We start from the raw sequence: 12,566 nt of genomic DNA on the forward strand, positions 1-12,566 counted from the left end.
TGGGGGCCCTACTCCTCCACTTGCGCCGTGCGTATGGTGTCGCGGCCGTGGCGGTCCCTGACGCGGCCCAGTTCGGTATCGATCAGGCGCACCAGCTTGTCCACTGCATCGATAAATGCGCCAGCCATTCTGTCGGCATCGGCCGTCACCGAAACGGGCGGGCGTCCGGCCACGCGGGCCTCCAGGCGGCAACGCTTGTCGTTGACGCCGGACTTGCCACCGTCCAGGTCGCTTAAAAAGACTTCCAGGCGTGTAATCTGGCCCCGCAGGCGGGCCAGTCGGGTGTTGACTTCGTCCTGCACCCACTGGGCCAAAGATTCGCTTCCGTGGATATGGTCGTCGGTATTCACTAATACTTGCATATGGTGTCCTCGCTGGTGCTGTGAGGGAAAAGTCCTCTAGAACGGTTTACTCTAGGCACTCGCGGGCGGGCCGACTGTCTGGTGGCGCACCCATAAATTTTCGGTGCCCCGGCTTTCAAAAAATTCACGCTACCCGCTCGAGCCGCCGCTACCATGCATTGCATGCAAACCGGACCCCCAGCCCAGGCGCTCAGCACCCTCACCGACCGTATCTGCGCCGCCGCGGCCGACGGCACGGCCGTGCGCATCCGGGGCGGTGGCAGCAAGGATTTTTATGGCCACGGAGGACTGCAAGGCGAGCCACTGGACACCCGGGGCCTGAACGGCATCCTCAGCTATGAGCCGTCTGAACTGGTGGTGACCGTGGCCGCCGGCACGCCGCTGGTCGAGCTGGAGGCCGTGCTGGCAGAACGCGGCCAATGCCTGGCGTTCGAGCCGCCGCATTTCAGTTGGCCCACAGCGACCCACGCCCAGTCTTTGGGCGAGCGTCTCCCCTATTGCGGCCCCGCCGAAGGGGACGCGGCGACCATCGGCGGCATGGTGGCCGCTGGCCTGAGCGGCCCGGCCCGCGCCAGCGTCGGTGCGGTGCGCGAATACGTGCTGGGCCTGCATATGGTCAACGGTGCGGGCGAGCACCTCGTATTTGGCGGCCAGGTCATGAAGAACGTGGCGGGCTACGACGTTTCGCGCATGATGGTGGGCAGCATGGGTACGCTGGGGCTGATCACGCAGGTGTCGCTGAAGGTGCTGCCCGTGGCACCGGCCGAGGCCACGCTGGTGTTTGCGCTGGACCAGCCCTCCGCCCTGGAGTGCCTGCACCGTTGGGGCGGCCAGCCACTGCCACTGAATGCAAGCTGCTGGGTGCACGACGGCACGGCCGCCCCCGCAGGACAGGACCTGCTGTTTGTGCGCCTGCGCGGCGCCGCGGCCGCGGTGGAGGCGGCTTGCCACAAGATGCTGGCCGAGCAGACCGGTCAGCGCATCGACAACGCGCAGGCCCAGGGCGACTGGGCACTGTGCCGCGACCAGCAATTGCCCTTCTTCCACCGCCCTGCCGACACTGCGCTGGCACTGTGGCGCCTCAGCGTGCCGCAGACTGCGCCCGCATTCACCTCTCTGCCCTGGCCGCAACTGGTGGAATGGCATGGTGGCCTGCGCTGGCTGTGGGCGCCGCTGGATGCGCAGGCGCAGCTGCAAGCCTTGGCGCAAGATCATGGCGGAAGTGCTACGCTTTTCGTAGCGCCTTACGCACGTTCCACGAGGGCTACAGCCCCGTTTGCCATACAAGATTCGGCGCAAATGGCGATCCAGCAGCGCCTGAAGCAGGCCCTGGACCCTAAGGGCATTTTCAACCCGCAGCGTCTGTTCGCCGCCTGGTAACGCCCGCACAAGGCCACGGACACCACCCATGCAAACCCAGCTCGCCCCCGAATACGCTCACACCGCCGACGGTGTGGCCGCTGAAGCCATTTTGCGCAAGTGCGTGCACTGCGGTTTCTGTACCGCCACCTGCCCCACCTACCAGCTGCTGGGCGACGAACTGGACGGCCCGCGTGGCCGTATCTACCTGATGAAGCAGGTGCTGGAAGGCCAGGAGCCCACCCGCGCCACCCAACTGCACCTGGACCGCTGCCTGACCTGCCGCAACTGCGAAACCACGTGCCCCAGCGGCGTCGACTACGGCCACCTGCTGGACATTGGCCGCAAGCTGGTCGACGCCAAGGTCGAACGCCCCGCCTCCGAAAAGGCCGTGCGCTGGGCCTTGAAAGAAGGCATTCCCTCCCCGCTGTTTGGACCGGCCATGGCGCTGGGCCAACTGGTACGTCCGCTGCTGCCTGCGGCCCTCAAAGCCAAGGTGCCCCACAAGCAGGATGCCGGCCCGTGGCCCAGCCGCACGCATGCCCGCAAGGTGCTGGTGCTGGCCGGCTGCGTGCAGCCATCCATGGCGCCCAACATCAACAGCGCCACGGCCCGCGTGCTGGATGCGGCGGGCGTCCAGACGCTGGTGGCGCCCAAGGCCGGTTGCTGCGGCGCTGTCAAATTCCACCTCAACGACCAGAATGGGGGCAAGGCGGAAATGCGCGCCAACATCGACGCCTGGTGGCCCTATGTGCAGGATGGCGGCGTAGAGGCTATCGTGATGAATGCCTCGGGCTGCGGCGTCACCGTCAAGGAATACGGCCACATCCTGCACGACGACCCGGTCTACGCCGCCAAGGCCCAGCGCATCAGCGCGTTGACGCGCGACCTCAGCGAGCTATTGCCCCCCATGGTCGAAGCGCTACAGACCAACGCACCGGCGCTGGCTGAGCACATCCGCAACCATGCCCCCACGCTAGCCCTGCACCCGCCCTGCACGCTGCAGCACGGCCAAAAGCTCAAGGGCGGTATCGAGCAGCACCTGGGCGCGCTGGGTTTCAACATCCGCACCGCAATGAACGAGGCCCACCTGTGCTGCGGCTCGGCCGGCACCTATAGCGTGCTGCAACCCGAGCTGGCCTACCCGCTACGCGACCGCAAGCTGGGCCACCTGGCGGCCCTCGGGAGTGAAGTCATAGTCTCAGCCAATATCGGCTGCATCACCCACCTGCAAAGCGGCACCCAGACGCCGGTGCGGCATTGGGTAGAGGTGTTGGATGATGCACTGCGCAAACTTCAAGGCTTGGGCGCGCCAGCGTGAAGTCGATGGTTAAGACCACCGTGCTACTGGGACGCGCACCCGTGAATCGCAACGAACGCCTGACGCTCAGTTGTAGTCGGCCATAAAGGCATCAAACGCCGCAGCGCTCATGGGCTGGGCATACAGATAGCCCTGGGCATAGTCGCAACCGGCCTCGGCCAGCAGATCCCGCTGCTGCACGGTTTCCACACCCTCGGCGATCACCTTCATGTCCAACGCGTGGGCCATGACGACGATGGCACGGCACAGGGCCAGGTCTGTGGAGTTGGCCGTCAGGTGGCGCACGAAAGATTGGTCGATCTTGACGAAATCGATATCAAACTTCTGCAAATACGACAGCGACGAATAGCCGGTGCCGAAGTCGTCCAACGACACGCCTATGCCTGCCGCTTGCATGGCCAGCAACGTGTCGGCAACACCTACGGTGGTGTCCAGCAGCAGGCCTTCGGTGATCTCCACAGCAATGCTGTCGCCCGGCATGCCCATGCGGTCCAGTTGCACAGACCATGGCGTTTTACCCGAGCCGCTGTGGTGGAACTGCACTGGCGATTTGTTGACGCTGATCTGGAAATCGGGCTGCAGCGTCTGGCGCCACAGCTGCACCTGCCGCACCGCTTGCTGGAACACCCAGTCGCCAATCTCAACAATCAAGCCACTGGACTCAGCAATCGGTATGAAGGCTGCAGGGCTGATCAGGCCGCGCACCGGGTGTTGCCAGCGAATCAACGCCTCGGCCTTGTGGATGGCGCCGGTAGCCAGCGCAACGATGGGCTGGTAGACCACATGGAACTGCTGCTCGTGCAGCGCGGTGCGCAGGTCACTGGCCAGGCGCACGCGGGTCAACGCGGCTTCTTGCAGCGCAGGGGTGAAGAAACTGAACCGGTTGCGCCCCGCACCCTTGGCCACGTACAGGGCCTGGTCTGCGTTCTTCAGCAGATCTTCGATCTCGGTGGCATCGTTGGGGTACATCGTGATGCCGATGCTGGCCGACACGAACACCTGCTCGGTACCGAGCTGAAACACATCGCCCAGCGCGCGCAGCATCTTCTGCAAGATGCCCTCCAGATGGCTGGTGCTGGGCAGCTCGCCCAGTATCACCGTGAACTCATCGCCGCCCATACGGGCCACAGTGTCAGACGCGCGCACGCAAGCTTGTATGCGCCGCCCGGCCTCCACCAGCAGCAGGTCGCCCCGGTCATGGCCCAGCGTGTCGTTGACCTCTTTGAAGTGGTCCAGGTCGATGAACAAGATGGCCAGCCCCTGCTGGTCGCGCTTGCTGCGCCTGATCTCCTGCTCCAGCCGGTCGCGCAGCATGCGCCGGTTGGGCAGACCGGTCAGCGTGTCGTAGTAGGCTTGCTGGCGTATCAGCGCCTCGGCCTCCTTGCGGCTGGATATGTCGGTGAAGGTGCCGATCATGCGCAGCGGCTGGCCATTGGCATCGCGACTGATGACCATGCCGCGGCTCAGCACCCACTTCCAATTGCCGTCTTTGCACAGGATGCGGCGCTCGCTCTGGTAGCTGGGGGTGCGGCCTTCGAAATGTTCTTTGCGTGCCTGCAGCAGCTGCTCCACATCTTCGGGGTGGGTGCGGTCGTCAAACTCTTCGGGCCGGCTGTTCAGGTCGTCCCCGCCGTAGCCGAACATCTGCAGCAGGCGTTTGGAGAAAAACTCGGTACCCGCCTGGACGTGCCAGTCCCACACGCCGTCGCCAATGCTGTCCAGCGCCAGCTTCCAGCGCTCTTCGCTCTCACGCGCCACTTTCTCGGCCAGGCGGATATCGGTGATGTCCTGCAGCACCGAGGTTCGCTTCAACGGGCGTCCCTTGTCCCAACTGGTCGTGCCCTTGAAGCGTATCCAGATGTGGCGCCCGGTCCAGGTGATCATCTCCAGTTCAAGGTCATGGGTGGTCTCGGCGGCCGCGTCGCTGGGCGGCTGAACAGGCCGAATCATTTCACGCGCTTGGGGCGTAAAAAAACGCTGTGTGGACTGCAGGTCCCCCGGTGTGAATTCGTTCGGTGAAACCTCCAGGATGCGGTACACGCCTTCGGTCCAGTAGACCGAGCCGGTCACAAAGTCGCGCTCCCAGCCGCCAACACGGGCGATGGTCTGCGTGGCATCCAGCAACTGGTTCAGGCGCTTGCGGTCGGCCTCGACCTGCACGTAGGCACTGACGTCGGCAAAGGTGCGCACCTTTCCGCCATTCGTCAAAAATTGCGTGCGCACTTCCAGCGTGCGCCCGGTCGGCGTCTGGCGCAGGTAGTGTGTGGGCAGCGTATCGGTCGGATCGGTCTGGGCGTTGAGTAACGTAGCCCGGGCGCTGACCTCTACCAATTCCGCCTCGGAACCGAAATCTCCGCGCTGCAGCTGAAAGTGCACCAGCTCCTGCTCGGTGGGCCGGGCCGCCAGCACGGCGGCTGGCAGGTCCAGCAGCTCACACACGCGCGGATTGAATTTGCGCACCCGGTGGTTGGCGTCAAACAGCAAAATGCCCTGGCTGATGCTGGTCAGTGTGGTCTGCAGCAACTGGGTGTTCTCCAGCAGCTCGGCATTCAACGCCTGAAGCTCCTCCTCGGTCTGCTTGCGCTCGGAGATGTCAGTGTGGGTGCCAATCATGCGCAGCGGTGAGCCGATCAGGTCACGCTCAACGACCATCCCACGGGCCAGGATCCATTTCCAGCTGCCGTCCTTGCAACGCATGCGCAGATCCACCGCGTAATCCGGGGTTTGCCCGTCCAAATAAGCAGTGGCCGCGGCCCGGACTACGGCGATGTCATCGGGGTGCACCAGGCTTTCAAAATCACGGTAGCCGTTGGTGAGGTCGCCAGCAGCGTAGCCGAGCATTTCTTCCCAGTGGCGGGAATGGGTCTGGGCACCGGTAGCCAGGTTCCAGTCCCATACTCCCACGCCCGAGCCTTCCAGGGCCATTTTCCAAGGGCCCTCCCCGGTGGAGGATGAGTTCGGAGCGTCGTTCACAAATGCCAGTATCCCATGGGCATGCACGCCGTGGAAAGCGATTGGGACTGGTGCTTCTACTGACACCGCGTTGTCAGCAGCCCTGGCGCAACATCCGGGATTCAACCCATTTCACATAAGGAGTCCGAACCATGCCAACCAAGAATTGGATAGCCGTTGCCAGTGCCGCCCACGCCCGCCGCGGGCGCGAAGGGGGCTACATGCAGGTCTGCCACGGCAAACTTGCGCCTATTCGCCGCGTGTGCCCGGGTGACCGCGTCGCCTACTATTCGCCGACCATCACCATGGGCGGCAAAGACACGTTGCAGCACTTTGTGTCCATAGGGCTGGTGCAGGCCGGTGCGCCCTACCCCTTTGACATGGGCGGCGGCTTTGTGCCCAACCGCCGGGATGTGGCGTATGCCGAATCTCGGGAAGCGCCCATCGTCCCTTTGCTGGATGCCTTTGAGTTTGTCGAAGACCGCCAGCGCTGGGGCTACAAGTTTCGCTTTGGGCTGTTTGCCATCAGCGACCACGACATGCGACTGATCGCGCAGGCGATGGCGGTGGATACAAAATCGCTACATTTTTAATAGCTGCTTACGCGCACTGCGTGAGGCCTGGCGGCATAAAATGCATGAAGACCCATGCGCCGAGCCGACCGACTCTTCCATATCGTCCAGCTGATCCGCGGCCGGCGCCTGACCACGGCCGCCTTTCTGGCGGAGCGGCTGGAGGTATCCGAACGCACGGTCTACCGCGATGTAGCCGACCTGCAGCACCAGGGTGTGCCCATAGACGGCGAGGCCGGTGTCGGCTACCGGCTGGGCGCCGGCTTTGAGTTGCCGCCGCTGATGTTCAGTGAAGGCGAGGCCCGCGCCCTGGTCGCTGCCACCCGTCTGGCCCAGGCCTGGCTGGACCCAGCGCTGGCCCGCGATGCGGAGCAAGCGCTGGGCAAGATCCTTTCCATACTGCCGCGCCAAACCCGGGCCGCGGCTGAAAGCCTGGCGCTGTATGCGCCCAGCTTCAACGTGGAGCCGGGCATCCAGCAAACCCTGCAGACACTGCGCGAGGCCGTGCAGCTGCGCCGCACCGTGGTCATGGATTACCGCGACGTCGCCGGCCAGAGCAGCCAACGCAGTGTTCGCCCGCTGGGCTGTTTTTTCTGGGGCAAGGTCTGGACCCTGGCCGCCTGGTGCGAAACACGCAAGGCCTTTCGCAGCTTCCGGCTGGACCGCATGGACGCTCTGCAGGTGCAAGAGGCGAGTTTCAAGGACGAGGTGGGCAAGACGCTGGCGGACTTTTTGCGGCAGGCGGGGGCTGGGCCGGTTTGACGGGGCTCACGCAGCCAACGCCGCCTCAATATCATCTGCCATGCTCTTGGGCGTATCCGTTGGCGCGTAGCGCTTGAGCACCGCGCCGTCCTTGCCGACCAGAAACTTCGTGAAGTTCCATTTGATGGCCTTGGTGCCCAACAGACCGGGCGCCTCCGCGCACAGCCACTTGTACAGTGGATGGGCGTCGCCACCGTTGACGTCGATCTTGGCCATCATCGGAAAGCTCACACCGTAATTCATCTGGCAAAACTCGGCGATCTCGCCGTTGCTGCCTTTGTCCTGGGCACCAAACTGGTTGCACGGAAAGCCCAGTACCACCAGACCCTTGCTGGCATACGTCTTGTGCAGCTCTTCCAGACCAGCGAATTGCGGCGTGAAGCCGCAGGCACTGGCCGTATTGACGATCAGCATGGGCTTGCCCTCGTACTGCTTCAGCGTCACAGGCTTGCCGTTGATGGAAAGGGCTTCGAAATCGTAGACAGTGCTCATGGTGGCGCCTCGGTGCAGTTTGGTGAACAAAGGGGTGGACGTTAGCACCAAGGAGAAAAACTTGCAGAGCGCCGCCACAACGGCCACCCTGCACGGCTGCGGCCCCTAGGCCTCAGTGTGGCCGCCGGACAGTGTGGACAACAACGCCGCCAGCAAGATCAGGCTGCCGCCCAGCAACACCCGGCCACTCAGTTCACCGGCCCCCAGCAGCACGGCGGACACACTGGCAAATACCACTTCGGACAGCATGATGATGGAGGAGGCACTGCCGCTCATGCGTTTGGCGCCGTATTGCAGACCCACATTGCCAACCAGTATGAACAGGCTGAGTCCGCCCACCCAGGCAAGCCACGCCGGCGCCAGTGCGGGCAGTGCCGTAACCAGACCCTGCTGCGAGCCCAGCGTGGCAACCAGAGCCGCCATCAGCGCGCCGCCGCCAAACATGGCCAGCATGTTGGCGTCCGACGGCACGGCACGCAGGCGGCGCAGCATCACATTGGTCAACGCAAAGGCAAAACCGCCGACCAGCGCCAGGGCATCGGCCAGGCTGCTGGGCCAGGGCCATGGCGATTCCGGCGTCTTCAGCACGACGAACACGCCGGCCAGCGCCAGCAGCAGCCGAGCCAGTGAGCCGGCAGTAGGCTTCTCGCCCAACAGTGACCAGGCCAGTAGCACGCTCCAGGCCGGCATCAGATAAAACAGCAGCACGACACGCACCACATCCCCGATGGTGACTGCCCAGTTGAAGCCTACATTGGTCAGACCAGAGGCCAGCAAAAGCCACCACAAACCGGGGTGTTGCACAAAGCTGCGCCAGGCCATGGGGCGCATAACGCCCAGGCTGACCATGGCCACCAGATAAATCAGCGCCGTCGCCCACAGCGGGTGCACGCCCAGGTCTTGCAGCTGACGGAAGGGCCACCAGGAGACACCCCAGGTAAAGGCGTTGAGCAGTAGGCCGCCGGCTGCCAGCGCCGGGCCACTGACCAGTCTAGCCATGCAGGTTGTCGTGGCGCGCGATTTCGAGAAGGTTGGCGATATCGGCGGCGTGCTCGCGGCAGTTGCGCTCGTGCCAGCGCTTGATCAGCCACATGAATCCGGCGACCACCACGCCAAACACGGTGATGGCGCCAAAGACCGACAATCCTATGCTGGTAGACAGGCTGTAGAACGCGCCCAGGCCCAAAACGCAGGCCTGCTCGTTGAAGTTTTGCACGGCAACTGACCGGCCCGCGCCCATCAGGTTGTGGCCGCGGTGTTGCAGCAGCGCATTCATGGGCACGACCAGGAAACCGCCCAGGCCACCCAGCAAAATGAGAAACGGCGCGGCCACCCAAACATTGGTGATGAAGTTCAGCAGGATGACCAAGACACCCATGCCTATGCCCAGTGGCAATACCAGCGTGGCCTGGTCCAGCCGCATGCGCAACGATGCGGCTACGGCGCCCACGGCCGTGCCAATCGCCACCACGCCGACCAGGGCCGAGGCTTGGGTCACGCTGTAGCCCAATGCCGCAGCGGCCCAAGCCAGCACGATAAAGCGCAGGTTGCTACTAACACCCCAGAACAATGTGGTCGTGCCCAGCGAAATTTGGCCCAAGCGGTCGCGCCAAAGGCGCAGGTTGCAATGCCAGAAGTCCGGAAGAAGGCTGACCAGATGGTTGGGCAGCGGTCGCCGCGGGGCACCGGTTTCGGGAATGCGTGTATTGAACCAGGCAGCCAGGATATAGACCAATATCAATACGGAGATGGCAGCTTCGGGCGGGGTAGAGATACCCGTGTCTACCATGGGCAGGTCAAATGACAGCAAAAAGGTTGACACCGAATGGCCCACCAACTGGCCGCCCAGCAGCACGCCTAAGATGATGGAAGCAATCGTCAGCCCCTCGATCCAGCCGTTGGCCTTGACCAGCTGGCTCGCGGGCAGCAACTCGGTCAGGATGCCGTACTTGGCCGGCGAGTAGGCCGCCGCCCCCAGCCCGACGATGGCGTAGGACATCAGGGGATGGGTGCCAAACAGCATCATCACGCAGCCCACAATCTTGATCGTGTTGCTGTAGAGCATGACCCGGCCCTTGGGCAGGGCGTCGGCAAAGGCGCCAACAAACGGCGCCAGAATCACATAAAACAGCGCAAACATCGGAACCAGTGCGGCCAACTGCCACTCTTGTGCGCCGCCGCTGCGCAACAGCTGCACGGCCCCGACAAACAAGGCGTTGTCTGCCAGCGAGCTGAAAAACTGCGCCGACATGATGGTGTAAAAACCGCGTTTCATGGGTGGGATGTGCGCGCATCACGAAAACTGATGCGTGGATTATTGTGGGGGTCTCCAAACGTGCCGTGGTTATAGCACGCCCGGCAATGTCAGAATCCGGGCACATATACGTTACACCGCAGTTCCCAAGGTCTTGCCATGCCCCGTCCGATACTCGCCACCATCCACGCCCAGGCCTTTCGCAACAACCTGGAACGCATGCGCCGTGCCGCGCCCGACGCCCGGGTCTGGGCCGTTGTCAAGGCCAATGCCTATGGCCACGGCATAGAGCGGGCTTACGAGGGCATGCGCGGTGCCGACGGTTTTGCGCTGCTGGATTTCAACGAGGCCCAGTGCGTGCGCGACCTGGGCTGGCGCGGACCGATTCTGTTGCTGGAAGGCGCCTTCGAGCTGCGCGACCTGGAGCTGTGTTCCCGCCTGGACCTGTGGCACACCGTGCACTCTGAAGCCCAGATCGACATGCTGGCCGCGCACAAGACCAATGTGCCGCAGCGCGTGTTCCTGAAGATGAACTCCGGCATGAACCGCCTGGGCTTCGCGCCGGAACGCTACCGATCGGCCTGGGCCCGGCTCAACGCCTTGCCGCAGGTGGACGAGATATCGCTGATGACGCACTTCAGCGACGCCGACGGCCCCAAAGGCGTGGCCGAGCAAATGGCCCTGTTCGCCCGCACCACACGCGACCTGCCGGGCGAGCGCAGCCTCAGCAACAGCGCCGCCACGCTGCGCCACACGGTAGACCCGGCGCAAGCCGAAGCGCACCCAGACCGGTTTGTCGTGTCGGACTGGGTGCGCCCGGGCATCGCCATGTATGGCAGCGCGCCGGACTTCCCGGAGCACAGCGCGGCCGACTGGGGCCTGCAGCCAACAATGACGCTTGCTGCAAAAATCATAGCTGCTCACGCTCTCCCCACGGGGGCTAGCGTCGGATATGGCTCAAGCTTTATAGCCCAGAGCGATATGCGGATCGGCGTCGTTGCCTGCGGTTATGCCGATGGCTACCCGCGCATCTGCCCCACCGGCACGCCGGTGCTGGTGGACGGCGTGCGCACGCGGACCCTCGGGCGGGTCAGCATGGACATGATCACCGTGGACCTGACGGCGCTTCCCGACGCGGGGCCCGGCAGTGTGGTCACGCTGTGGGGCACGGCAGCCAATGGCGCGGTACTGTCCATCGACGAGGTAGCCGCTAAAGCCCACACCGTGGGCTACGAACTGATGTGTGGCCTGGCGCCGCGCGTGCCGGTCGAGGTTGCCGCATGAAGTACGTACCGATCCCGGTTTCGCTGCTAGAAATTGGCACACCGCTGCCGGTAGATATATGGAGTGCCAACGGCCAGCTGCTGCTGCGCAAGGGCCAACCGATCACGTCTGAAGAGCACCGCGAGAAGCTGCACGCGCACCATGCCTCCAGCACCCCGGCCGATGCGCAGGCGTGGCAGCGCAGTTACGAGCGCATGGTGCACGGCCTGCTGGTGTCCGGCGCCGATGTGCAGGCTATCAGTGGGGCGCGCATGCCCAGCGAGATCCGCGCCAGCGACTATGTGGTCGGCGAACAGCTCAACGGCGGCTGGCAGGATTTGCAAGAGGTTTTGCGCGGCATCCTGTACCAGGGCGGCCTGGCCATCAACCCGATGGAGCGGCTGGTCGGGCTGCAAAAAAAGGCCTCGTCACTGCTGGCAGCAGACCCGGACGACACCCTGTTCTGCCTGTTCCAGGCGCTGGCCGACACCACGCAGGGCTACAGCGCCACGCACGCGCTGCTGTGCGCCGTGGTCTGCGACATGACGGCGCACAAGCTGGCCATGCCTGAGAGCACGCGCGAAGCCCTGGTAACCGCTGCCCTGCTGATGAATATTGGCATGGCGCGCGACCAGGACTGCCTGGCCCGCCAAAGCACAGCGCCCAATGACGCGCAACGCACGTTGATCCAGGCGCATCCGCACAAGAGCGTGGATATCCTCCAGGGTTATGGCATCGACAGCCCCGAGGTGCTGGACATCGTGCGCTGGCACCACGCTGCGGAAGCACCCGAGGGCCTGCCCGACACGCTGGTGGCGCGCCGCGTGCTGGCCATGGCGGATGGCTTCATCGCCAAGATGGCGGGGCGCAAGACGCGCGCATCGCTGTCGCCGCTGAAGGCCGTCAAGTCCATGGTCATGGGGGCCGAAGGGGCCGCGCAGGGCATTGCGTCGGCCATGGCGCAGGCTGCGGGCTTCTACCCGCCCGGCACCTATGTAAAGCTTGCCAATGGCGAGACCGCGCTATCAGTGCAGCGCGGCGAGCGGGCCAACACACCCTGGGTCATCCCGATACTGGACAGGGATGGCGTAGCGCTGGGCAAACACGGCTGCAAGGAAACCACGACACCGGCCACCATGATCGCCGCCGCCGTGTCGGCCGAGAGCATGCGGGTCACACTCAGCGTGGACAAGGTCCGCAAGGCCAGAGTGGGCATCAAAGGTCTGTAG

At 64.1% G+C, this 12,566-nt stretch carries 11 protein-coding genes; 6 read left to right on the plus strand and 5 right to left on the minus strand.

Going from position 1 to position 12,566, the window contains the following annotated elements:
* Positions 1–8: 8 nt before the first annotated feature.
* On the minus strand, positions 9–362 hold the full coding sequence (locus AC097P_RS03720) for an HPF/RaiA family ribosome-associated protein (RefSeq protein WP_479609008.1): 354 nt from the start codon (positions 360–362) through the stop codon (positions 9–11).
* A gap of 162 nt (positions 363–524) precedes the next feature.
* Between AC097P_RS03720 and glcE the strand changes: the two genes are divergently transcribed.
* Positions 525–1,742, plus strand: coding sequence for a glycolate oxidase subunit GlcE (glcE, locus tag AC097P_RS03725; protein ID WP_479609009.1), 1,218 nt, complete (start codon positions 525–527; stop codon positions 1,740–1,742).
* 28 nt (positions 1,743–1,770) lie between these two features.
* On the plus strand, positions 1,771–3,042 hold the full coding sequence (glcF, locus tag AC097P_RS03730) for a glycolate oxidase subunit GlcF (protein WP_479609010.1): 1,272 nt from the start codon (positions 1,771–1,773) through the stop codon (positions 3,040–3,042).
* A 66-nt stretch (positions 3,043–3,108) separates the two neighbouring features.
* Here the strand turns inward: glcF and AC097P_RS03735 are convergent, their stop codons facing one another.
* Complete coding sequence (locus AC097P_RS03735) at positions 3,109–6,015, minus strand: EAL domain-containing protein (RefSeq protein WP_479609011.1); 2,907 nt, start codon at positions 6,013–6,015, stop codon at positions 3,109–3,111.
* 131 nt (positions 6,016–6,146) lie between these two features.
* Here AC097P_RS03735 and AC097P_RS03740 point away from each other — a divergent pair, with 131 nt between their 5' ends.
* Together AC097P_RS03740 and AC097P_RS03745 are read left to right on the plus strand one after the other, a co-directional pair.
* Positions 6,147–6,587, plus strand: a complete 441-nt coding sequence (locus tag AC097P_RS03740) for an EVE domain-containing protein (protein WP_479609012.1) — start codon at positions 6,147–6,149, stop codon at positions 6,585–6,587.
* A 54-nt stretch (positions 6,588–6,641) separates the two neighbouring features.
* Positions 6,642–7,328 carry a helix-turn-helix transcriptional regulator gene (locus AC097P_RS03745; RefSeq protein WP_479609013.1) on the plus strand — a complete coding sequence of 229 codons (687 nt, stop codon included), beginning with the start codon at positions 6,642–6,644 and terminating at the stop codon, positions 7,326–7,328.
* Between the two features lie 6 nt (positions 7,329–7,334).
* Here the strand turns inward: AC097P_RS03745 and AC097P_RS03750 are convergent, their stop codons facing one another.
* The 3 genes from AC097P_RS03750 to lplT form a co-directional block, all read right to left on the minus strand.
* Positions 7,335–7,820, minus strand: coding sequence for a glutathione peroxidase (locus AC097P_RS03750; RefSeq protein ID WP_479609014.1), 486 nt, complete (start codon positions 7,818–7,820; stop codon positions 7,335–7,337).
* Positions 7,821–7,925: 105 nt separating this feature from the next.
* Positions 7,926–8,819: a DMT family transporter gene (locus tag AC097P_RS03755; RefSeq protein WP_479609015.1), complete on the minus strand. Its 894-nt coding sequence runs from the start codon at positions 8,817–8,819 to the stop codon at positions 7,926–7,928.
* Entirely contained in the window at positions 8,812–10,095 is a 1,284-nt protein-coding gene (gene lplT, locus AC097P_RS03760) for a lysophospholipid transporter LplT (RefSeq protein ID WP_479609016.1), read from the minus strand. The genes AC097P_RS03755 and lplT overlap by 8 nt, the downstream gene beginning before the upstream one ends.
* 138 nt (positions 10,096–10,233) lie before the next feature.
* On the opposite strand from lplT, the gene alr reads away from it, so the two are divergent.
* Together alr and AC097P_RS03770 are read left to right on the plus strand one after the other, a co-directional pair.
* On the plus strand, positions 10,234–11,358 hold the full coding sequence (alr, locus tag AC097P_RS03765; RefSeq protein ID WP_479609017.1) for an alanine racemase: 1,125 nt from the start codon (positions 10,234–10,236) through the stop codon (positions 11,356–11,358).
* A complete protein-coding gene (locus AC097P_RS03770) occupies positions 11,355–12,566 on the plus strand; it encodes an HD-GYP domain-containing protein (protein WP_479609018.1) in 1,212 nt (403 codons plus the stop codon). The genes alr and AC097P_RS03770 overlap by 4 nt, the downstream gene beginning before the upstream one ends.

Source organism: Rhodoferax sp. ZS1R8 (genome assembly GCF_056521325.1).